The 21105-nt window shown below is 71.3% G+C and carries 18 protein-coding genes; 13 read left to right on the top strand and 5 right to left on the bottom strand.

The genetic code is table 11. From position 1 onward, the window contains the following. Nucleotides 1-28 precede the first annotated feature (28 nt). The 7 genes from FHS88_RS01010 (at nt 29) to FHS88_RS00980 (ending at nt 8681) form a co-directional block, all read left to right on the top strand. Nucleotides 29-1825, top strand: coding sequence for a peptide ABC transporter substrate-binding protein (locus tag FHS88_RS01010; RefSeq protein ID WP_184480417.1), 1797 nt, complete (start codon nt 29-31; stop codon nt 1823-1825). Between the two features lie 151 nt (nt 1826-1976). Continuing rightward, complete coding sequence (locus tag FHS88_RS01005; RefSeq protein WP_184480415.1) at nt 1977-3773, top strand: peptide ABC transporter substrate-binding protein; 1797 nt, start codon at nt 1977-1979, stop codon at nt 3771-3773. 10 nt (nt 3774-3783) lie between these two features. Next, the gene (locus FHS88_RS01000) at nt 3784-4743 is read left to right on the top strand and encodes an ABC transporter permease subunit (RefSeq protein WP_184480413.1); all 960 of its coding nucleotides are present in this window, start codon (nt 3784-3786) and stop codon (nt 4741-4743) included. Beyond that, nucleotides 4709-5641 carry an ABC transporter permease gene (locus tag FHS88_RS00995; RefSeq protein WP_184480411.1) on the top strand — a complete coding sequence of 311 codons (933 nt, stop codon included), beginning with the start codon at nt 4709-4711 and terminating at the stop codon, nt 5639-5641. Before FHS88_RS01000 ends, FHS88_RS00995 begins: the two co-directional genes overlap by 35 nt. Further along, nucleotides 5638-6630 carry an oligopeptide/dipeptide ABC transporter ATP-binding protein gene (locus FHS88_RS00990; RefSeq protein WP_184480409.1) on the top strand — a complete coding sequence of 331 codons (993 nt, stop codon included), beginning with the start codon at nt 5638-5640 and terminating at the stop codon, nt 6628-6630. Before FHS88_RS00995 ends, FHS88_RS00990 begins: the two co-directional genes overlap by 4 nt. Continuing rightward, complete coding sequence (locus FHS88_RS00985) at nt 6627-7601, top strand: ABC transporter ATP-binding protein (protein WP_184480407.1); 975 nt, start codon at nt 6627-6629, stop codon at nt 7599-7601. Before FHS88_RS00990 ends, FHS88_RS00985 begins: the two co-directional genes overlap by 4 nt. 12 nt (nt 7602-7613) lie before the next feature. Then, nucleotides 7614-8681 carry a mandelate racemase/muconate lactonizing enzyme family protein gene (locus FHS88_RS00980; protein WP_184480405.1) on the top strand — a complete coding sequence of 356 codons (1068 nt, stop codon included), beginning with the start codon at nt 7614-7616 and terminating at the stop codon, nt 8679-8681. Here FHS88_RS00980 and FHS88_RS00975 read toward each other — a convergent pair. Beyond that, the gene (locus FHS88_RS00975; RefSeq protein WP_184480403.1) at nt 8678-10081 is read right to left on the bottom strand and encodes a M20/M25/M40 family metallo-hydrolase; all 1404 of its coding nucleotides are present in this window, start codon (nt 10079-10081) and stop codon (nt 8678-8680) included. The two genes, FHS88_RS00980 and FHS88_RS00975, sit on opposite strands and share 4 nt — an antisense overlap. A gap of 117 nt (nt 10082-10198) precedes the next feature. On the opposite strand from FHS88_RS00975, the gene FHS88_RS00970 reads away from it, so the two are divergent. From FHS88_RS00970 to FHS88_RS00960, 3 genes are read left to right on the top strand one after another with little or no spacing between them, the layout of a single operon-like run. Next, a complete protein-coding gene (locus FHS88_RS00970) occupies nt 10199-11287 on the top strand; it encodes a TRAP transporter substrate-binding protein (RefSeq protein WP_184480401.1) in 1089 nt (362 codons plus the stop codon). Next, nucleotides 11284-11838, top strand: coding sequence for a TRAP transporter small permease subunit (locus tag FHS88_RS00965; RefSeq protein ID WP_211842251.1), 555 nt, complete (start codon nt 11284-11286; stop codon nt 11836-11838). The genes FHS88_RS00970 and FHS88_RS00965 overlap by 4 nt, the downstream gene beginning before the upstream one ends. Next, nucleotides 11835-13403 carry a TRAP transporter large permease gene (locus FHS88_RS00960; RefSeq protein ID WP_184480399.1) on the top strand — a complete coding sequence of 523 codons (1569 nt, stop codon included), beginning with the start codon at nt 11835-11837 and terminating at the stop codon, nt 13401-13403. The genes FHS88_RS00965 and FHS88_RS00960 overlap by 4 nt, the downstream gene beginning before the upstream one ends. A 6-nt stretch (nt 13404-13409) precedes the next feature. Here the strand turns inward: FHS88_RS00960 and FHS88_RS00955 are convergent, their stop codons facing one another. Beyond that, on the bottom strand, nt 13410-14429 hold the full coding sequence (locus FHS88_RS00955) for an NAD(P)/FAD-dependent oxidoreductase (RefSeq protein ID WP_184480397.1): 1020 nt from the start codon (nt 14427-14429) through the stop codon (nt 13410-13412). A 73-nt stretch (nt 14430-14502) separates the two neighbouring features. Here FHS88_RS00955 and tsaE point away from each other — a divergent pair, with 73 nt between their 5' ends. From tsaE to FHS88_RS00940, 3 genes are read left to right on the top strand one after another with little or no spacing between them, the layout of a single operon-like run. Further along, complete coding sequence (gene tsaE / locus FHS88_RS00950; RefSeq protein WP_184480395.1) at nt 14503-14970, top strand: tRNA (adenosine(37)-N6)-threonylcarbamoyltransferase complex ATPase subunit type 1 TsaE; 468 nt, start codon at nt 14503-14505, stop codon at nt 14968-14970. Continuing rightward, nucleotides 14967-15956, top strand: a complete 990-nt coding sequence (locus FHS88_RS00945; RefSeq protein WP_184480393.1) for an aminoglycoside phosphotransferase family protein — start codon at nt 14967-14969, stop codon at nt 15954-15956. The genes tsaE and FHS88_RS00945 overlap by 4 nt, the downstream gene beginning before the upstream one ends. Continuing rightward, nucleotides 15953-16681, top strand: a complete 729-nt coding sequence (locus FHS88_RS00940; RefSeq protein ID WP_184480391.1) for a nucleotidyltransferase family protein — start codon at nt 15953-15955, stop codon at nt 16679-16681. Before FHS88_RS00945 ends, FHS88_RS00940 begins: the two co-directional genes overlap by 4 nt. 16 nt (nt 16682-16697) lie before the next feature. On the opposite strand, the gene FHS88_RS00935 is transcribed toward FHS88_RS00940, so the two are convergent. The 3 genes from FHS88_RS00935 to FHS88_RS00925 form a co-directional block, all read right to left on the bottom strand. Next, complete coding sequence (locus FHS88_RS00935; protein ID WP_184480389.1) at nt 16698-17888, bottom strand: CaiB/BaiF CoA transferase family protein; 1191 nt, start codon at nt 17886-17888, stop codon at nt 16698-16700. Nucleotides 17889-18270: 382 nt separating this feature from the next. Continuing rightward, a complete protein-coding gene (locus tag FHS88_RS00930; protein ID WP_184480387.1) occupies nt 18271-19605 on the bottom strand; it encodes a sigma-54-dependent transcriptional regulator in 1335 nt (444 codons plus the stop codon). Continuing rightward, nucleotides 19602-21059 carry an ATP-binding protein gene (locus FHS88_RS00925; protein ID WP_184480385.1) on the bottom strand — a complete coding sequence of 486 codons (1458 nt, stop codon included), beginning with the start codon at nt 21057-21059 and terminating at the stop codon, nt 19602-19604. The genes FHS88_RS00930 and FHS88_RS00925 overlap by 4 nt, the downstream gene beginning before the upstream one ends. Nucleotides 21060-21105: the final 46 nt, after the last annotated feature.

The following is a 21105-nucleotide window of genomic DNA, read 5'->3' as shown; positions in this document are numbered from 1 at the left end:
TCTGCGGCCGCCTTCCGGGGAGAGAGCCATGACCGAGGACCATCTTCGCTCGCTGATCGGCCGCGTGAAGCGCGGCACGCTGAGCCGGCGCGGCTTCGTCAGGCGCGTGGCGGCGCTGGGGCTGACCGCACCGATGGCGACGCAGCTCCTCGCCGTCACGGGCGCCGCGCCGGCGGCCGCGCAGGCCGTGCCCGCCTTTCCGCAGCGCGTGCGCGGCGGCGGCGGGGGCGCGTTGCGCATCCTCTACTGGCAGGCGCAGACCCTGCTGAACCCGCATTTCGCGGTTGGCACCACCAACCAGGACGGCAGCCGCGTCTTCTACGAACCGCTCGCGGGCTGGGCGTCGGACGGCACGCTGCACCCGATCCTCGCCGCCGAGATCCCCTCGGTCGAGAACCGCGGGCTGAGCGAGGACGGCCGCGCCGTCACCTGGAAGCTCAAGCGCGGGGTGAAGTGGCACGACGGCCAGGACTTCACCGCCGACGACGTGGTGTTCAACTGGGAATATGGGCGCAACCCCGCCACCTCGGCGGTGACCATCGGCAGCTATCGCGGCGTGAACGTCGTGAAGGTGGACGACTACACGGTGCGGGTGGAGTTCGAGCGCCCGACGCCGTTCTGGGCGGACGCCTTCGTCGGATCGCGCGGCATGATCATCCCGCGCCATGTGTTCAAGGACTACACGGGCGCCGCCTCGCGCGATGCGCCGGCCAACATCCGGCCGGTGGGCACAGGGGCCTACCGCTTCGTCAGCTTCCAGCCCGGCGATACGCTCCGCGGCGAGGCGAACCCCGCCTACCACGCGCAGGGGCGGCCCTTCTTCGACACGATCGAGGTGAAGGGCGGGGGCGATGCGGCCTCGGCCGCGCGCGCGGTGCTTCAGACGGGCGATTACGACTTCGCCTGGAGCCTGCGCGTGGATGACGAGATCCTCAAGCGCCTCGAGGCGGCCGGACGCGGCCAGGTGAGCTTCCTGCCGACCGGCGCGATCGAGCACATCCAGCTCAACGCCGCCGACCCGGCGCGCGAGGTGGATGGCGAGCGGTCTCATCCCTCGACGCAGCATCCGATCTTCCGCGACCCGGCGGTGCGGCAGGCGGTGGCGCTGGTGGTGGACCGCGATTCGATCCAGCGCTTCATCTACGGCCGCGGCGGCGAGGCGACCGCGAACTTCCTGAACAACCCGCCGCGCTTCCGCTCGCCCAATATGCGCTACGAGTTCAACATCCAGAGGGCGAACGAGATCCTCGACGCCGCCGGCTGGGTGCGCGGGCGCGACGGCATCCGCGTGAAGGACGGGCGGCGGCTGAGCCTCCTGTTCCAGACCTCGGTCAGCGCGCCGCGGCAGAGGGCGCAGGCCATCATCAAGCAGGCGGCGCAGCGGGCGGGCATCGAGATGGAGCTGAAGTCGGTTGTGGCGTCGGTGTTCTTCTCCTCCGACGTCGCCAACCCCGACACCTACACGAAGTTCTATGCGGACATGCAGATGTACAACACCACCATGCCGCAGGCCGATCCGCAGCTCTTCATGAACCAGTTCACGTCATGGGAAGTGGCGAGCCAGGCGAACCGCTGGCAGGGGCGCAACATCACGCGCTGGAGGAACGAGGAGTACGACCGCATCTTCCGCGAGTCCGAGGGGGAGATGGACCCGGTCAAGCGCGCCGCGCTGTTCATTCGCATGAACGACCTGATCGTGGGCAGCAACCACGTCATCCCGCTGTTCAATCCGCAGCTCGTGAACGGGCATGCGAACAATCTGCGGCCCGTGCTGAGCGGCTGGGACAACACCTTCTGGCTGCTGCGCGACTGGCATCGCGTATGAGCCGGCCGATGCCGCGCGGGCGGCGGAACGAAAGGGGTATGCGCCGCCGGCGGGGTTGCGGTAACCTTCGTTTCATGGAGAGGTTCGCCGGGGGTTGGCGACCGGCGGAACGCGCCGGCGCAGCGATCCTGGCAGGTTTGGGAGAGTGGGCATGACGGAAGACGATCTCCGCCAGATGATCGGCCGCGTGAAGCGCGGGACGCTCAGCCGGCGCGGATTCGTGCGGCGGATGGCCGCGCTGGGCCTGACGGCGCCGATGGCGACGCAGCTTCTGGCCATCACCGGGGCGGCGCCGGCCGCGGCGCAGTCGGTACCCGAATACCGGCCCACGCGCGCGGGCGGCGGCGGGCCGCTGCGCATCCTCTACTGGCAGGCCTCGACGCTGCTGAACCCGCATTTCGCGGTCGGCACCACCAACCAGGATGCGAGCCGCGTCTTCTACGAGCCGCTGGCCGGCTGGGCGGCGGACGGCACGCTCTATCCCATCCTTGCTGCCGAGATTCCCTCGATCGAGAATCGCGGCCTGCGCGAGGATGGGCGCGAGGTCACCTGGAAGCTCAAGCGCGGCGTGAAGTGGCATGACGGCCAGGACTTCACCGCCGACGATGTCGTGTTCAACTGGGAATACGCGAAGAATCCCGCGGTGGCCGGCGTCAGTTCGGGCAGCTATCGCGACGTGAATGTCGTCAAGGTGGACGACTACACGGTGCGGGTGGAGTTCCAGCGCCCGACGCCATTCTGGGCCGATGCCTTCGTCGCCTCGCGCGGCATGATCATCCCGAAGCACCTGTTCAAGGACTACAACGGCGCGAATGCGCGGGACGCGCCCGCCAACCTGCGCCCCGTCGGCACCAGCGCCTTCCGCTTCGCGAGCTTCGCGCCGGGCGACACGCTACGCGCCGAGCGCAACCCGAACTACCACATGCCGAACCGGCCGTTCTTCGACACGCTGGAGGTGAAGGGCGGCGGCGATGCGGTCTCGGCCGCGCGCGCGGTGCTGCAGACCGGCGACTACGACTATGCCTGGAACCTGCAGGTCGAGGACGAGATCCTCAAGCGCCTGGAAGCGGCCGGGCGTGGCCGCGTGAACATCGTCGAGGGCGGCAACATCGAGTTCGTGCAGCTCAACGCCACCGATCCGAACCGGGAGGTGGACGGCGAGCGCGCCCATATCAGCACCCAGCACCCCGCCTTCCGCGACCCCACCGTGCGCGAGGCGATGAGCCTGCTGATCGACCGCAACGCGCTCGAGCAGTTCATCTACGGCCGTGGTGGCCCGGCGACGGCGAACTTCCTCAACAACCCGCCGCGGTTCCGTTCGCCCAACATGCGCTGGGAATTCAACATCCAGAAGGCGAACGAGATCCTCGACCGCGCCGGCTGGGCGCGCGGGCGCGACGGCATCCGAGCGAAGGACGGCGTGCGTCTGCGCTTCGTCTTCCAGACCTCGGTCAACGCGCCGCGCCAGCGCACCCAGGCAATCTACAAGCAGGCGGCGCAGCGTGCGGGCATAGACCTCGAGCTGAAGTCGGTGACGGCCTCGGTCTTCTTCTCGGCGGATGTGGCGAACCCCGACACCTACACGAAGTTCTACGCCGACATGCAGATGTACACCACGACCATGACGCAGGCTGACCCCCAGCTGTTCATGAACCAATACGTGTCGTGGGAAATCTCCGCCCGGGCGAACAACTGGCAGGGCCGCAACATCGTCCGCTGGCGCAATGAGGAGTACGACCGCATCTTCCGCGAGGCGGAGAACGAACTCGACCCTGTGAAGCGTGCCGCGCTGTTCATCCGCATGAACGACCTGATCGTGGGCAGCAACCACATCATCCCGCTGGTCCGCCGCCCGCTGGTCAGCGCCAGCCTGAACAACATCCGCCCCGTGCTGAGCGCCTGGGACAACACCTTCTGGCTGCTCAACAGCTGGTACCGCGAGACCTGATCCTGCCCGCGTGACCCAGTACCTTATCCGTCGCCTTCTGATCGCGATCCCGAGCCTGCTCGGGATCAGCGTGATCCTGTTCACCGTGCTCGCGCTCGCGCCCGGTGATCCCTTCGAGGAACTGGCGACGAATCCCGCCATCCCGCCCGAGGTGCGCCAGCAGCTGCGTGCGAGCCTCGGGATGGATGACCCGATCCACATCCGCTACTTCAGCTGGCTAGCCGCCATGCTGCGCGGCGAATGGGGCTATTCCTTCGTCAGCCGCATCCCGGTGGACGACCTGATCCTGCAGCGGCTGCCGACAACCATCGCAGTGATCGGCGCCTCGCAGGTTCTCGCATTGTGCATCGCGCTGCCGGTCGGCGTCTATTCGGCGACGCGGCCCTACTCGATCTTCGACCAGATCGCCAACACGCTCGCCTTCATCGGCTTCTCGCTGCCGACCTTCTTCACGGGCCTGCTGTTCATCCTGTTCTTCTCGATCTACCTGGACTGGCTGCCCTTCGTCTACAACGCGAACATCAACGCCACCGGCTGGAAATGGTGGTGGGAGCAGATCCGCCAGTCGATCATGCCGGTCGCCGTGCTCGGCCTGTTCCAGGGCGCGGCCTGGACGCGCTACGTGCGCTCCGCCGTGCTCGACGTCATCCGGCTGGACCACGTGACCACGGCGCGTGCGAAGGGGCTCCCGGAATCGCGCATCACCATGCGCCACGTGGTGCGCAACGCCATGATCCCGGTGGTGACGCTGGTCGCGCTGCAGATGCCCGCGGTGTTCGGCGGCGCGATCGTGACCGAGCAGATCTTCCGCGTGCCCGGCATCGGCTCCCTGCTGATCAGCGCGATCCTGGCGAACGACACGCCGGTGATCATGGCCGTCACCTTCGTCCTGTCGGCCCTCGTGATCTTCTTCAACCTGGTTGCGGACATCCTCTATGGCTGGCTCGATCCCCGCATCAGCTACCGCTAGCCCTGCGGCGGCCTCGCGGCCCCGGGTCGGGCCGTGGAAGGAAGCCTGGCGGCGGTTCCGCAAGCACCGCCTCGCGGTGGTGAGCGCCGTCGTCCTGGCGATGCTCGTGCTCGCGGTCCTGATCGGGCCTTTGGTCTGGCGCGTGCCGATCGACGAGATCGACTTCACCGCGCGCCTTGCGGGCCCGAGCTGGGAGCACCCTCTCGGCACCGACGATCTCGGGCAGGATCTGCTCGCGCGCATGCTCTATGGCGGGCGCATCTCGCTCGCGGTGGGTGTCACGGCGATGTTCGTCGCCGTCGGGCTCGGCGTGCTGATCGGCAGCATCGCCGGCATGGCGGGCGGCAAGCTCGACGCCGCGCTGATGTGGGTGACGGACCTGTTCCTTTCCCTGCCGCAGCTCCCGGTGCTGCTGCTGATCATCTACCTGTTCCGCGACAGCCTGAAGGATGTGGTGGGGCCGGAGATGGGCGTGTTCATCCTGATCGTCACTGTGATCGGGCTGTTCAACTGGATGCCTGTGGCCCGGCTGGTGCGCGCGCAGTTCTTCTCCCTGCGCGAGAAGGAGTTCGTCGAGGCCGCGCGCGCCCTGGGCGCCTCCCGCATCCGGCTGGTGGTGCGCCATATCCTGCCCAATGCGCTCGGCCCGGTGATCGTGGCCGCGACCATCGACGTCGCGGCCGCGATCATCGCGGAGAGCACGCTCTCCTTCCTCGGCCTCGGTTTCCCGCCGGACATCCCGACCTGGGGCCGGCTGTTGTTCGATGCGAAGGACAATCTCGACTTCGCGCCGCATTGGGCCCTGTTTCCCGGGCTCGCGATCTTCCTGGCCGTCGTGACCATCAACTTCGTCGGTGACGGCTTGCGCGACGCCCTCGATCCGAGGCGCGTGCAGTGAGTGCACCCCGCCTTCTCGAGATCGCCGGCCTCAAGGTCCACTTCAAGACCGATGACGGCTGGGTGCGCGCGGTGGACGGCGTGGACATCGGCGTGGATGCCGGCGAGACGCTGTGCGTCGTCGGCGAATCCGGCTGCGGCAAGACCGTCACGGCCAAGACGATCCTCAAGCTGATCGACATGCCGCCGGGCAGGATCGTTGCGGGCAGCATCACCTGGCAGGGCCGCGACCTCGTGCCGATGACGGGCGCGCAGATGCGGGCGATCCGCACGAAGCAGATCGGCTTCATCTTCCAGGAGCCGATGACCTCGCTGAACCCGGTCTACACGGTGGGCGAGCAGATCGCCGAGGCGGTGCGCATGCATGAGGGTCTGTCGCGGCGCGCGGCGATGGACCGTGCGGCCGAGATGCTCTCCCTCGTGCACATCCCCAACGCCGCGCGCCGCGTGCATGACTATCCGCACCAGTTCTCGGGCGGCATGCGCCAGCGCGTGATGATCGCGATGGCCTTGTCCTGCAACCCGAAGCTCATCATCGCCGACGAGCCCACCACCGCCCTCGATGTCACGATCCAGGCGCAGATCCTGGATCTGATGAACGAGATGAAGGAGAAGCTCGGCACCGCCATCCTGCTGATCACGCACGCGATGGGCGTGGTGGCCGAGACGGCGCAGCGCGTCGTCGTGATGTATGCGGGCAAGGTGGTTGAGGAGGCGCCGGTCGGCCCGCTCTTCGCAACACCCCGGCATCCCTACACGCAGGGGCTGATCCGCTCGATCCCGCGGCTCGATCTCGCGGCGACCGAGCACAAGCGGCTCGAGGCGATCCCCGGCACGGTGCCCTCGCTGCTCGACCCGCCGCCGGGGTGCCGCTTCGCCGCGCGCTGCCGCTTCGCGCAAGCCGAATGCCGCAGCGCCGAGCCGCCGCTGCGCGAGCTCGCCACCGGCCACAAGGTCGCCTGCCATTTCGCGGAGAGCATCGCCGCATGAGCCAGCCCCTGCTGCGCGTGCAGGATCTCGTGAAGCGCTTCCCGGTGAAGGGCGGCATCTTCCGGCGCACGGTGAACGAGGTGCATGCCGTCTCCGGCGTCTCCTTCGATCTCGCGCGGGGAGAGACGCTCGGCCTCGTCGGCGAATCCGGCTGCGGCAAGTCCACCACGGGGCGGCTGATCCTGAGGCTGATCGAGCCCACCGCCGGGCATGTCTGGTTCGAGGGGCGCGACATCACGCCGCTCTCCGAGAAGGAGATGATCGCGCTCCGGCGCGACATGCAGATCATCTTCCAGGACCCCTTCGCCTCGCTCAATCCGCGCATGACGGTCGGCGCCATCATCGCCGAGGCGCTGATCATCCACGGCCTCGCCCGGACGCCGCAGGAGCGCGAGGAGCGCGTGGTCGAGCTGCTGGAGACGGTCGGCCTCGCTCCCGATCACATGCGACGCTTCCCGCATGAGTTCTCCGGCGGGCAACGCCAGCGCATCGGCATCGCGCGCGCGCTCGCAGTCTCGCCCAAGCTCGTGATCTGCGACGAGCCGGTGAGCGCGCTCGATGTCTCGATCCAGGCGCAGGTGGTCAACCTGCTGGAGGACCTTCAGGAGAAGTTCGGCCTCACCTTCCTCTTCATCGCGCACGACCTCTCTGTGGTCGAGCATATCAGCGACCGTGTCGCGGTGATGTATCTCGGCCGGATCGTGGAGATCGCGCCTGCGCGGGAGCTCTACACTTCGCCGCTGCATCCCTACACCGAGGCGCTGCTATCCGCCGTGCCGATCCCGGACCCCACGGTGAAACGGCAGCGCATCCGCTTGCAGGGCGACGTGCCGAGCCCGCTCAACCCGCCATCGGGCTGCCATTTCCACACGCGCTGCCCCATCGCCGATGCCGGGGCCTGCCGTTCCGAGGCGCCTCCGCTGCGCGAGATCAGGGGCGGGCATTTCGTCGCCTGCCACAAGCGCGGCTGAGGCCGGCCCTCCATGCGCATCCGCAGCGTCGAAGCCGTCATCGAGCAGCTCGCGGGCGTGGAGGGCGCGCGCGGCTACTCCGGGCTGAACGCGGCCGCCTTCGTCCGCTGCCGCATCGTTACCGAGGATGGCCTTGTCGGCAGCGGCGTGACGGGACGGTTCCTCGCCGGGCAGGTCGCGGCGCTGCTCGGCGGCGCGATGGCCGAGGCGGTCGCGGGCCGCGATGCACGCGACATCGAGGCCCTCCGGCGCGACCTCGCGGAGCGGTTCGCTCCACGGGGCGGTGTCGGCGTCTTCACCGCGGCGCTCTCGGCGCTCGACATGGCGCTGTGGGACCTGCGCGCGCGCGCAGCCGGGGAGCCGCTGTGGCGCCTGCTCGGTGGCGCGCGGCAGGTGGTGCCGTGCTACGCGACGGTCGGCCTGCCCGGCTATGACGAAGCGCGGCTCGTCGAGGCGTGTCGCTCTGCGGTCGCCGCCGGCTTCCGTGGCGTGAAGATGCTGGTCGCCGCAGGCGGGCGCGGCGTGGAGGAGGATGCCGCGCGTGTCCGCGCCGTGCGCGCCGCGATCGGCCCGGCAGCGTGGCTGATGCTGGACGCCAATTGCGGCATGACGGTCGCGGATGCGAAGCGCCTCGCCCTTCTCGTCGAGGAATGCGACATCGCCTGGTTCGAGGAACCGGTGCTCGACAACGACATCGCGGCCCTGGCCATGCTGCGCCGGTCCATCCGCATCCCGCTCGCGGCGGGGCAGATGATGCAGTCGCCCGCGTGGTTCCGCGATGCGCTGGTGCAGGGCGCGGTGGATTGGCTGCAATGCAACGCCGCCTTCTGCGGCGGCATCAGCGCCATGATGCGCATCCTGGCGATGGCGGAGGCGCATGGCGTGCCGGTCTCGCATGCCGGCGGCTGGGACATCGCCAATGCCGCGATGATGGCCGGGCACGCGCATGGCGGGCTGCTCGAGATGCATGGCGCGCAGCTCGCCCTGCGCGCGCGCCTCGCCGAGGACATGGTGCCCGAGGGCGGCGCGATGGCGCTGCCCGACCGGCCTGGGATCGGTTTCGCCTTCCGGGAATCCTAGCGCCGGCCCGGCGCGGCACCCGCGCCGATGTCCCACCAGATCCCCGCCATGAGCCCGAGGCCTTCGCGCAGCAGCGGCGCCAGGGCGTGCTCGTCCGGGCCGTGCTGGTTGCAGCCGGCATAGGAGTTCGGCACCCAGATGACGGGCGTGCCGAGTTCCTCCATGAAGATGTTGGACGGGTTGGAGCCCGAGGAGTTCGGGATGACGTTCGGCGCCCGGTTCGCCGTGCGCGCCATGGAGGCCGCGACCATCCCGACCCAGGGATCGGCCGGATCCGTGCGGGAGGCACCGAAGGCGTCGCGCTCCATCACCGGCACCACCTCGACCATCGGGAAGCCCTCGGCGTCGAGATGCGCGCGCAGGGCCGGGATCACCGCCTCGCCCGCGATGTCCACCGTGTGGCGCACCTGCAGCCGGGCGCGGGCCTCGGGCTGCACCGCGTTCGTCGGCGCGTCGGGGTGGCCGGTGATCTGCGCCAGCACGATGACGCTGGTCCAGGCGAAGATCTTCTCGGCCTTGGAGAGACCCGGCTCGCCCCAGTCGGGATCGGCCTCGGGCAGGTTCGGGATGTCCTCGAAGACGATGCCGCGGCAGGCCTGCAGCACGCTCTCCGGCACGCGCTCCGGAAGCCAGCCCTTCACGCGGATGCTGCCGTTCGGCGTCACGATGCTCGCCATGGCGTGGGCGAGGATGAAGCCGGGGTCGGTCAGCACCCCGCCCCAATGGCCCGAATGGTGCGCGTGCTCGCGCAGGCGCACCACCAGGTCGAAGGCGACTCCGCCGCGCGCGCCGAGCTTCAGTTCCGGCATGAAGGTGGTCTGGCGGGGGCCGTCGAGGCCGATGAAGACATCCGCCGCGAGCAGCGCGCGGTCCCGCCGCAGCATGGCCCGCAGGCCGGGCGAGCCGACCTCCTCGCCGGTCTCCACGAAGACCTTGGCGTTGAAGCCGAGCCGCCCGCGCTCGGCGATCACCGCGCGCAGCGCCTCGATGGCGATCAGGTGCTGGCCCTTGTTGTCCACGGTGCCGCGCCCGTACCACCGCTCGCCCGCCTCGCCGACCGCCCAGGGGTCGCGGCCCTCGGCCCAGCGGCCGGCAAGGCCCCGCACCACGTCGCCATGGCCATAGACCAGCACGGTAGGTAGGGCGGGGTCCTCGATGCGGCTGGCCAGCATCGCCGGGCCGCGCCCCGCGCTCGGGTTCTCCAGCAGCCGGATCGCGAAGCCCATGCCCTTCATCACCGATGGCAGGGTATCGGTGCAGTAGCGCCGCAGGTCGGGCAGGCGCTCAGGCATCTGGCTTTCGGTCGGCACGGCAACCAGGCGGCGCAGATGCGCGAGGTAGGTGCCGTCGTCGAACAGCCGCCGCGCCGCAGCGATGGCGCCTTCCCGTGTACCGGCCATGACCCGCCCTCCGTCCCGTGGCGGCTGAGCCTCGCATCGCCGGAGGGCGCGCGAAAGCCCGCTTGCGGCGGCACCGGCGGCGGTGCAGGAATGGCACCACCAGCAGGAGAGGTGACGATGAACCGTCGAGGAATGCTCGCCGCCGGCGGCGTGGCTGCGGCCGCTGCCGGCCTCGCCGCGCCGGCGCTGTCGCAGGGGCGGATCGAGTGGCGGATGGTGACGCTCTGGCCGCGCAACCTGCCCGGCCCCGGCGTCGCGGCGCAGAAGGTCGCGGACCGCATCGGGGCGGTGACGGCGGGGCGCATCACGGTCCGCCTCTTCGCCGCGGGCGAGGTGGTGCCCGCGCCCGGCGCCTTCGACGCGGTGGCGGCCGGCACGGCGGACCTCTATCACGGCGTGCCATCCTTCTGGATCGCGAAGTCCCCCGCGATCGGCTTCTTCGGATCCTTCCCCTTCGGCATGACCGTCTATGAGCGGCAGGCCTGGATGATGCACGGCGGCGGGCAGGCGCTCTACGACGAGGTCTATGCCCGCTTCGGCGTGAAGCCCTTCAACACCGGGGATTCCGGCCCGCAATGGCTCGGCTGGTTCCGCCGCGAGATCAACTCCATCGAGGATTTCCGTGGCCTGCGCTTCCGCACCGCGGGGCTCGGCGGGGAGATGTTCCGCCGCGCCGGCGCCTCGGTCGTGACGCTGCCCGCGGGGCAGATCTTCGCCGCGCTGCAGTCGGGCACGATCGACGCGGCCGAGTTCCTCGGCCCCTTCTCCGACGCGCCGCTCGGCCTGCACCAGGTGACCAAGAACTACTACTGGCCGGGCGTGCAGGAGCCCTCGAGCGCGGAGGAGATCGGCATCAACATGGCGCGCTGGAACGCGCTGCCGGACGACCTCAAGAACGCCGTGCGCTTCGCCTGCCAGAGCGTGGCCGAGGAGGTCACGACCGAATACGACGCCAACCATCCGCGCGCGCTGGCCGAGCTCGTCTCCCGCCACGGCGTGATCCCGCGCGAGGTGCCGCGCGACGTGCTGATCGCGCTGGGCAACTCGGCCGGCGAGATCCTGGCCGAGTTCCGCGGCCACCAGGACCCGATGGTCAAGCGCGTGGCGGATTCCTACACGGAGTTCCGCAACCGCAGCCAGGGCTACATGATGCAGTCCTACGGCGCGAACTTCCAGGCGCGCGCGCTGCCGATCCGCTGGGGTTGAGCCTGCGCGCGCTGCTCCGCCTGGCTGATGCGCATGACGCCGCGAGCCGCTGGCTGGCCCGCGGCGTCATGTGGCTGGCGCTTGCCACCGTTCTCGTGCAGTTCGCGGTGGTGGTGCTGCGCTACGCCTTCGCCTCCTCCTTCGTGATGATGCAGGAGAGCGTGATCTACCTGCACGCCACGCTCTTCATGCTGGCCATCGGCTACACCTACCTGGTGGACCAGCATGTGCGCGTGGACGTGCTCTATGCGCGCTGGAGCGCGCGGCGCCGCGCGGCGGTGGATCTCGCTGCCATCCTCGTCGCCGTGCTGCCCTTCTGCGCGCTGGTGGTCTGGGCGTCCTGGGGCTACGCGGCGCGATCCTGGGCGCAGAACGAGGGGCCGATGGCCTATGGTGGCGTGCCGCTGGTGCCGGCGCTGAAATCGCTGATCCCGCTGATGGCGATCCTGCTCGGGCTGCAGGCGGCCTCGATCGGCGTCCGCTGCGTCGCCGTCCTGGCCGGGCGTGCCGCGACGCACCTGCCGCACGCCGCGCACCAGGGCGGCGCATGAGCACATCCGCCATCGGGCAGGTCCTCGACCTGCTCATGTTCGCCTCGCTGTGCCTGCTGATCCTCACCGGCATCCCGGTGGTCTTCCTGCTGACCGGCTGCGCCATCGTGTTCGGCGCGCTGGGCGTGGCCTTCGGCGTGTTCGACACCTTCCTCCTGGCCGCGCTCGCGCAGCGCATCTTCGGCACCATGACGGCCGAGACGCTGGTCGCCATACCGCTCTTCGTCTTCATGGGCATCATGCTCGAACGTTCGCGCATCGCCGAGGAACTGCTCGAGGCGATGGGCCGGCTGTTCGGCACGGTGCGCGGGGGGCTCGCGATCAGCGTCTCCGTGGTGGGCGCGCTGCTCGCCGCCTCCACCGGCATCGTCGGCGCGACGGTGGTGACCATGGGGCTGATGGCGCTGCCCGCGATGCTGCGCCGCGGCTACGACAAGCGCTTCGCCTGCGGCACCATCTGCGCGGCCGGCACGCTCGGGCAGATCATCCCGCCCTCCACCGTCATGGTCATCCTGGGCGAGGTCATCTCCGCGGCCTATCAGCAGGCGCAGCTCGCTCAGGGGAAGTTCTCGGTCGAGACCGTCTCGGTCGGGCAGCTCTTCGCCGGGGCGATGGTGCCGGGGCTGATGCTGGTGGGATTCTACATCCTCTACCAGCTCGTCCTCGCCTTCCTGCGGCCCGAGATGGCGCCCGCCATCCCGCGCGAGGAGGCCGGGCGCGTCGCATCGCGCGACCTCGTGCGCGCGCTCGTCCCGCCCATCGTGTTGATCGTCGCAGTGCTGGGCTCGATCCTCGCCGGTGTTGCGACGCCGACCGAGGCGGCGGCCGTGGGCGCCATCGGCGCGACGCTGCTCGCGGGGCTGCGGCAGGAGGGACGGGCTTGGCCGATCCTGCTCGGCGCGCTCTGCGCCGTGGCGCTGGTCGTGCTCGGCGCGCTGTTCGACCTGCGCCTGGGCCGGGCGGAGCCGCCGCTCGCCGATCGCATCGCGCTCGGCGTCGCGGCGGTGCTGGTGGCGGGGCTGTCGGCCGGGGTCATCGTCGCGCTCGTCCGCACCTTCCGCGCCGGCATCCTCCCGGCCGTGTCGCATTCCACCATGACGATCACGGCGATGATCTTCGCCACCCTGATCGGCGCGACGCTGTTCTCCCTCGTCTTCCGAGGCCTGGGCGGCGAGGAGACGGTCAAGGAGCTGCTCTCGGCGATTCCCGGCGGGCAGTGGGGCGCGCTGCTCGCGGTGATGGCGGTGATGTTCCTGATGGGCTTCTTCCTGGATTTCGTGGAGATCACCATCATCGTCGTGCCCATCGTGGGGCCGGTGCTGCTCGCCATGGGCATAGACCCGATCTGGCTGGCCGTGCTGATCGCGCTGAACCTGCAGACGAGCTTCCTGACGCCGCCTTTCGGCTTCTCGCTCTTCTACCTGGGCGGGGTGGCGCGCGAATGGGTCGGCACGGGGGACATCTACCGCGGCGTTGTGCCCTTCGTGCTGCTGCAGATCCTCGCCCTCGCGACGGTCATGGCCTTCCCCGGCCTCGCGACCTGGCTGCCCTCCGTCCTGTTCTGACCGGCGTCAGTCGCCGCCGGGAACGCCCTTGGTCGTCGAATACTCGAAGTGCAGCGCCTCCCCGGGGAAGACTCGCGGATGGATGGCGTGCGCCGCCATCGCCGCCTCGCTGAAGCCCTGCAGGATCAGCTTCAGCTTGCCCGGATACGTCGCGATGTCGCCGATGGCGAAGACGCCCTCGACATTCGTCGCGCAGGTCGCGGGCTCCACGGCGATGTGGTTGCGATCCAGCGCGAGGCCCCATTGCGCGATCGGGCCGAGCTCCATGGAAAGCCCGTAGAAGGGCAACAGCACATCCGCGGGGATGGCCTTCTCCTCGCCCTTCAGCGTCGCCACCACCACGGCTTCGAGCGTGCTTCCGTCGCCCTTCAGCGCATGGAGCTGATAGGGGATCGCCATCTCCACCTCGCCGCGCGCGGCGGCGGCGTCGAGCTGCGCGGCGGTCTCCGGGGCTGCGCGGAACTTGGGGCGCCGATGCACCACCGTCACGCGCGCCGCCACCTGCTTGAGGCTGAGCGCCCAGTCCACCGCCGAATCGCCGCCGCCGGCGATGACCACGCGCTTGCCGCGGAAATCCTCGCGCCGCGTCACCATGTAGCGCACCGCGCCGGAGGCCTCGTAGCCCGCCAGCCCGTCCAGCGGCGGGCGGTTCGGGCCGAAGGCGCCCGCGCCGGCTGCGATGATCACGGCCTTGCAGCGGATCGTGTCGCCCGCGCTGGTGCCGAGCGTCAGCATCCCGTCCGCGCGTTCGAGCCGCTCCACGCGCCGGCCGAGCAGGTAGATCGGCGTGAAGGGCGCGGCCTGCTTCTCCAGCGCGGCGATCAGGGCCTGCGCCTCGATCTGCGGGTGGGCCGGAATGTCGAAGATCGGCTTCTCGGGGTAGAGCGCGCTGCATTGCCCGCCCACCGCGTCGAGCGCATCCACCACCACGGATTTCATGCGCAGCATGCCGCATTCGAACACCGCGAACAGGCCGACCGGCCCTGCGCCGATGATCGCGACATCCGTTTCGATGACGGCCGCCATGGGCACTCCCCCGACTCTGGCCCCGCGTGATAGACGGAACCGCCCGAGGATCAAAGCGGGCAGCCCCCTCGCCATGCCGCGGACCCTCACGCTGGACCTGCCCGACCTTCCCGCCACCCATGCGCTTGCGGCGCGCCTCGCCGGGCTGCTGCGCGCGGGCGATGCGGTGCTGCTGGAAGGCCCGCTCGGCGCGGGCAAGTCGGAACTCGCCCGCGCCGTGCTGCGCGCCGCCGCGGGCGATCCGGCGCTGGAGGTGCCGAGCCCGACCTTCACTCTGGTGCAGTCCTACGACCTGCCGGCGGGCCCGGCGCACCATTTCGACCTCTACCGGCTGGACGGCCCCGAGGGGCTTGCGGAACTCGGCTGGGAGGAGGCGCGGGAGGGCATCGTCCTGGTCGAATGGCCGGACCGCCTGGGCGAACAGGCGCCGGCGGATGCCCTGCGCATCGCGCTCGCGCCCGGCGCGGCCGAGCAGGCGCGCCGGGCCGTGCTCTCGGGCTGGGATGCGCGCCTCGCGCGCCTCGCGCGCCTCGCCGCATGAGGGACGCGCGCGCCTTCCTGGCTGCCGCGGGCTTCGGCGCCGCGATGCTTTCGCCGCTGCCCTCCGATGCGTCGCACCGGCGCTATGCGCGGCTGTCCGGCGGCCCGCTTCCCGCGCTGCTGATGGACGCGCCGCCGCCGGAGGATGTCCGCCCCTTCCTGCGCGTCGCCCGCCACATCGCCGGCATCGGCCTGTCCTCGCCCGCGATCATCGCCGCGGACGAGGCGGCGGGCTTCCTGCTGATCGAGGATTTCGGGGAGGCGACGCACGCCGCGCTGCTCGATGCCGGCGCCGATCCGCTGCCGCTCTATCTCGAGGCGGCGGAGACGCTCGCCGCCCTGCACGAGGCCGCGCCGCCCGCGAACCTGCCGGCCTGGGACGCGGCCGCGATGGCGCGCGCCACCGCGGCGACCTTCCTCGACTGGTGGTGGCCCGCGGCGATGGGCGCGCCCGCCGATGCGCAGCTCCGCGCCGGGCTGGACGAGGCGCTGCGCGCCATGCTCGCGCCGCACGCCGAGCAGCGCGGCTTCGTGCATCGCGACTACTTCCCGGCCAACCTGATGCGGCTGGACGATCGCGACGGCCCGCGGCGGACCGGGCTGCTCGATTTCCAGGACGCCGCGCTCGGGCACCCGGCCTATGACGTCGTCTCGCTCGTCGAGGATGCGCGCCGCGACGTCGCGCCGGAGATCCGCTCGGCGGTCGTCGCCCGCTACCTCGAAGCGCGCGGCGGCCTGGACCGCGAGGCCTTCGCGGCCGCCTTTGCCGCCTGCGCGGCGCAGCGGCACCTGCGCGTCGCCGCGCTGTGGGTGCGCCTCGCGCGGCGCGATGCCAAGCCGCACTACCTGGTGCATGGACCGCGCTGCTGGCGGCTGCTCGGCGCCGCGCTGGAACACCCGGCGACGCGTCCTCTGCGCGAGTTCCTGGACGCGCATGTGCCGCCAGCGCTGCGCCGCAACCCCGTGGCCGTGACGGAGCCCGCATGATCACGCTCACCCATGCCATGGTGCTGGCCGCCGGCCTCGGCACGCGCATGCGCCCGCTGACCGACGACCGGCCGAAGCCGCTGCTGGAACTCGACGGCCGCTCGCTGCTCGACCATGCGCTGGACCGGCTGGAGGCGGCCGGCGTCGCGCGGGCCGTGGTGAACGCGCATTGGTATGCGGAGAGCATCGTCGCCGCCATGGCCCGGCGCACGCGGCCCGAGATCGTGATACAGCGCGAGGAGGCGCTGCTCGAGACCGGCGGCGGCGTGGCGATGGCGCTGCCGCGGCTCGGCGATGCTCCCTTCGCCGTGGTGAACGGGGATGCGTTCTGGCTCGACGGGCCGACGCCCGCGCTCACGCGCCTCTCGGCCGCCTTCGATCCCGATGCGATGGATGCGCTGCTGCTGATGGTGCGCACCACCCAGGTCGAGGGCGCGGTCGGCAGCGGCGATTTCCTGCTCGATCCGGTCGGGCGGATGCGGCGGCCGAAGGAGCGCGAGATCGCGCCCTACCTCTTCGCCGGCGTGCAGATCCTGGCGCCGGGCCTCTTCGCGGACGCACCCGGCGGGGCCTTCAGCCTGAACCGCCTCTACGACCGTGCGGCGGCGCAGGGGCGGCTTTTCGGCCTGGTGCATGACGGGGTGTGGTTCCACCTCTCCACGCCCGAGGATCTGCGCCATGCGGAGGAGACGCTGCGCGCGGGGCTCGCGCGCGCGTTGTTCTGAGCGCGCGGAGCGCCGGTCAGCCGCCCGGGCCGAAGGCCCCGCGGGCGCGCAGCGCGGCGATCGCCGCCGCGTCGTAGCCGAGCATCTCTGCAACCGCCTCGGTATCCGCGCCGAGGGCGGGCGCGGGCCGATCCGGCTGCACCGGCAGGCCAGGAAAGACGACGGGCTGGCGGGCCGAGCGCGCGAGGCCGCTGCCGTTCGGCGCGAAGAAATCCACATCCTGCAGATGAGGGTCGGTCAGCAGATCCTCGAGGCGATTGACGCGGGCATGCGGGATGTCGAGATCCTGCAGCACGCGCAGCCATTCCCCGGTGGTTCGCTGCGCCATCTCCTCCGCGAGCACGGCGTAGAGTTCGGCGATATGGGCGCTGCGTTCGCCGGGATCGGCGAACCAGGGAGCGTCGAGCACGTCGTGCCGCGCGGTGAACTCGAGCACGCGGCGCCATTGCTGCTCGGTGTAGGGGAGGGCTGCGATCCAGCCATCCCGCGTGCGGTAGGGGCGGCGGTCGGGCGCGAACATGCGGTGATAGCCCGCGGCCTGCGGCGGCCCGCCGAAGGCCGCGGCGGCGAGATGCTCGTTCAGCACGAAGGCGACGACGGATTCGAACATCGCCGCCTCGACCTCGATCGGCCCGGTGCGGCCGCGGGCCCGCGCGGCGATCGCGGCCATCACGCCGTAGGTCGCGGTCAGCGCCGCCACCTTGTCGGCCACGACGCCCGGCACATAGGCGGGATCCTCGCCGCGATAGGAGGGCAGCGCGGCGATGCCGCCCGCGGCCTGGATCACGTCGTCGAAGGCCGGGCGGCCTGCATAGCGCCCGCCGCGGCCGAAGCCCACCGCGGCGCAGTAGATGATCTCCGGGTTGATCGCCGCGGCGGCAGCGAAGCCGAATCCCAGCCGATCGAGCGCGGCGGGGCGCATGTTGTGGACGAAGACCTCCGCCCAGCGCAGCAGCCGCGTGAAGACCTCGCGCCCCGCCTCGGCCTTGAGGTCGAGCGCGATGCTGCGCTTGTTGCGGTTGTTGCAGACGAACATGGCGCTGTCGCCCTGCGGGCCGCGCGGCTGGATGGCGCGGGCGAGTTCGCCCTCCGGCGGTTCGACCTTGATCACCTCGGCGCCCAGATCGCCGAGCACCTGACCGACCAGCGGCCCGTAGATGATGCTGGTGAGGTCGAGGACCCTCAGGCCCGTCAGCAGCGGCACCATCGCAGGGTCAAGCGGGCCGGTTGCCGGGCATGGAAGCAGCGCCCGGCGTCGGCCGCACGGCGGATGCGTCCGTGCTGGCGGCAGGCGCGGCGTGAGCGGGTAACGCCACGCGGCAGCGCGTGCCCGTGAGGAGCCAGGCACCGGACGTTTGCGGGCCGGCGTCACGCGGCGCCAGCAAGAACCCCGGGGTGATCTCGAACTCCGCGACATGCGGCGCGTGCATGATCGTCTCCTCGCGCGGGTTCTCGCCGGGGCTGGGTGGCGCAGCCAGGGCCTTGCAATTCCCGAACCTCGTATTGCGGAACGAAAGCACCGTCGCGCGCAGCGGACAAGCGCGAGGCGGCACGCCGCGAAAGCGGGCCGGTTCGCCGCTGCCGCCCGTTCAGCACTCCTGCCCGATGCCGAGTTCGCGCATCCGCTTCCACAGCGTGGTGCGCGAGATGCCGAGCCGCTGCGCGGCCCCGGCCCGGCTGCCGCCCGAAAGGCGGAGCGCATCGAGGATGGCCGCGCGCATCGCCTCGCCGAGCGCGGCGTCCAGCGTGGTGCCGGAGGGCGGAACGGGGCCGTCCTCGCGGTCGAGGGAGAGTTCAGGAAAGAGATCGCCGGGCCCGACATCCTCGCCCTCGGCGAGCGCGACGCCGCGCTCGATGCGGTTGCGCAGCTCGCGCACATTGCCCGGCCAGTCGTGATCGGCAAGCGAGGCCAGCGCGGCGGGCGTGAGGCGCCGCGGCCCGAGGCCGAAGCGCGCCGCCGCCTCGGCGACGAAGCGCCGGGCCAGCGGCTCCAGATCCTCCTGCCGCCGGCGCAGCGGCGGGATCGTCACCGAGATGACGTTGAGGCGGAACAGCAGATCCTCGCGGAAGGCGCCCGCGCGCACCCGTTCCGCGAGGTCGGCATGCGTCGCGCAGACGATGCGGGCCGCGAAGGGCCGCTCGGCCGCGGCGCCGACCGGCAGGAAGCGGCGCTCCTGCACGAGACGCAGCAGTTTCGGCTGCAGTTCGGCGGGCAGCTCGGCGATCTCGTCGAGCAGCAGCGTGCCCTCGCCGGCACGCTCCGCGAGGCCGGTGCCGCGCGCGACCGCGCCGGTGAAGGCGCCGCGTTCGTGGCCGAACAGCGTGCTCTCCGCGAGCTCGCGCGGGATGGCAGCGCAGTTCACGGCGACGAAGGGATGGGCCGCGCGCGGCGATGCCGCGTGCAGGAAGCGCGCGGCGACCTCCTTGCCCACGCCGGTCTCCCCGGTCAGCACCACCGGCACATCCACGCGCGCGGCCTTGCGCAACGTCGCCTCCACGGCGCGCATGGCCGGCGAGACTCCGAGCTCCGACGCCGGAGCTCCACCGGTGGGCGATGCCGTCGCCAGGGCATCGCGCAGCGCCGCCATCAGGCGGTCCACGTCCACCGGCTTGGTCAGGTAGTCCTGCGCGCCGGCGCGGACGAGGCGGATCGCCTGCGCCACCTCCCCGAAGGCCGTCATGAAGAAGGCGGGCAGCGCACCAACTTCTGCGAGCAGCCGGCGGAACACCTCCTCGCCCGACATGTCGGGCAGGCGGATGTCGCTCAGGACGGCATCGGGGCGCAGTCCGGCCGCCTCCCGCAGGGCCTCCGCCCCGGTCGTCGCGAGACGCGGCCGGAAGCCTTCGAGGCGCAGCCGCTGCACCAGCGCGGGGCCCAGAACCGGATCGTCCTCGACGACCAGCACGACGCGGCCTCCGCTCATGCCGGCGTCTCCGCGGCGGCGGATCGGGCGCGGAGCGGCGCGGCAAGGCGGATCACCGTGCCGCCGGAAGGCCGTTCGGTCACCGAGGCGCGCGCATCGAGCGAGCCGAGCAGCCCGACCACGACGCCGAGGCCGAGCCCGCGCGCGCGGCCAGGCGGCGCGCCGTCCTGCCCGGTCAGGAGCGTCGCCTGTGCCGCATCGAGTCCCGGCCCGCTGTCGCTGATCTCGCACAGGAGTTCCTCGGCCTCGCGCCACACGCGCAGTCCGACGGTGCCGCCGGGTGGCGTCGCCTCGCAGGCATTGAGCAGCAGGTTGAGCAGCACCTGGCGCAGCGCGCTCGCGCCGGGCGCGACCTCCCCCTCCGGCAGGTCGAGCTCGATGGCGAGCGCGACGCCATGCCGCTGGGCCGCCGGTCGGAGGAGCACCGCCATGTCCTCGAGGTCGCGGCGGGTGAGGTGCCGGTCCTCCTCCGGGCGGTAGAAGTCGAGCGTGCTTGTGACGGTGCGCTCCAGCGCGGCGATGCCGCGGTCGAGGAAATCGAGCGATTCCTCGCGCACCGCGGGGTCCGCGCCGAAGCGGCGCAGGGTGGAGACCGTGGTGGCGAGGCCGCCGAGCGGGTTGCGCACCTCGTGCGCGATGGTCGCGGCGAGGCGCCCCAGCGCGGCGGCCTGCTCGCGGTCGGCCAGTTCGGCGGCGAGCCTCTCGCGCTCGCGCATGCCTTCGACCATGCGGTTGTAGGCGAGGATGACCTTGGCGCTCGCCGGATCCGCACGGGCCAGCACCGCGTCCGGCACGCGGGCGGGCGCGCGGCGCTCGCCCTCGGAGAGCTGCGCGACCAGCACGCGCAAGGGCTGGCCCAGCCGGTACAGGACGAACCACGTCAGCAGGGCGCAGAGCCCGGCGAGGGTAAGATCCACGGCCACCACCATCCAGGCCAGCCGCCTGCGCGCGGCGAGGATGGGGCCGATGTCGAGCGCGGCGACGACGCGGCCGATCTCTCCCTCCGCGCCGTGAACGGTGCGGGATGCCCAGGCGGTGCTCTTGTCGTCGTCCAGCCGCCACCCGTTCGGCGGCAGCGCGGCGGCCTCGGCTTCCGACAGAGTCTCATCGCCGTGGCGCGCGATCAGCCTGCCGTCGGCGGCGAAGGCGAAGAGACCGCGCTCGGCGATGCCGCGCTGCTCGATGAAGGCGCGCGCAAGGCGTTCGGTGGTGTAGGCGAGGTCTCCGCTCTCGAGCCCGCCGCGGACGCTGGAGGCGATGCCGTCGAGATAGACCTGGCCGAGCAGTTCGAGCTGCCGGTCCGCCTGCCGGTTCGTGACATGCAGGGCGATCTGCGTCGTCACGACCGCGACGGCAAAGACGACGGCGCCCGCCGCGGTGGGAATCCGCAGGGCGGGCGGCAGGGCCGGCCTGCGGCGCCGTGCGGCATCCTGGCGTTCGGTGGCGGGCGTCATCGCCGGGTCGGTCTCCTCATCGGGGACGACCCTGCCCGGCGCGGCG

This window comes from Neoroseomonas alkaliterrae (assembly GCF_014199195.1).
GTDB lineage: Bacteria > Pseudomonadota > Alphaproteobacteria > Acetobacterales > Acetobacteraceae > Neoroseomonas > Neoroseomonas alkaliterrae.
This window is presented reverse-complemented; position numbering and strand designations above follow the sequence as displayed.

Bases quoted from the DNA above. Each gene is read 5' to 3' on its own strand.
- FHS88_RS00930 (WP_184480387.1), bottom strand. From the start codon at position 19,605: ATGAGCGGAGGCCGCGTCGTGCTGGTCGTCGAGGACGATCCGGTTCTG.
- FHS88_RS00995 (WP_184480411.1), top strand. From the start codon at position 4,709: ATGGCTGGCTCGATCCCCGCATCAGCTACCGCTAGCCCTGCGGCGGCC.
- FHS88_RS00980 (WP_184480405.1), top strand. From the start codon at position 7,614: ATGCGCATCCGCAGCGTCGAAGCCGTCATCGAGCAGCTCGCGGGCGTG.
- tsaE (WP_184480395.1), top strand. From the start codon at position 14,503: ATGCCGCGGACCCTCACGCTGGACCTGCCCGACCTTCCCGCCACCCAT.
- FHS88_RS01005 (WP_184480415.1), top strand. From the start codon at position 1,977: ATGACGGAAGACGATCTCCGCCAGATGATCGGCCGCGTGAAGCGCGGG.
- FHS88_RS00945 (WP_184480393.1), top strand. From the start codon at position 14,967: ATGAGGGACGCGCGCGCCTTCCTGGCTGCCGCGGGCTTCGGCGCCGCG.
- FHS88_RS00925 (WP_184480385.1), bottom strand. From the start codon at position 21,059: ATGACGCCCGCCACCGAACGCCAGGATGCCGCACGGCGCCGCAGGCCG.
- FHS88_RS00975 (WP_184480403.1), bottom strand. From the start codon at position 10,081: ATGGCCGGTACACGGGAAGGCGCCATCGCTGCGGCGCGGCGGCTGTTC.
- FHS88_RS00985 (WP_184480407.1), top strand. From the start codon at position 6,627: ATGAGCCAGCCCCTGCTGCGCGTGCAGGATCTCGTGAAGCGCTTCCCG.
- FHS88_RS00960 (WP_184480399.1), top strand. From the start codon at position 11,835: ATGAGCACATCCGCCATCGGGCAGGTCCTCGACCTGCTCATGTTCGCC.
- FHS88_RS00970 (WP_184480401.1), top strand. From the start codon at position 10,199: ATGAACCGTCGAGGAATGCTCGCCGCCGGCGGCGTGGCTGCGGCCGCT.
- FHS88_RS00955 (WP_184480397.1), bottom strand. From the start codon at position 14,429: ATGGCGGCCGTCATCGAAACGGATGTCGCGATCATCGGCGCAGGGCCG.
- FHS88_RS00940 (WP_184480391.1), top strand. From the start codon at position 15,953: ATGATCACGCTCACCCATGCCATGGTGCTGGCCGCCGGCCTCGGCACG.
- FHS88_RS01010 (WP_184480417.1), top strand. From the start codon at position 29: ATGACCGAGGACCATCTTCGCTCGCTGATCGGCCGCGTGAAGCGCGGC.
- FHS88_RS00935 (WP_184480389.1), bottom strand. From the start codon at position 17,888: ATGGTGCCGCTGCTGACGGGCCTGAGGGTCCTCGACCTCACCAGCATC.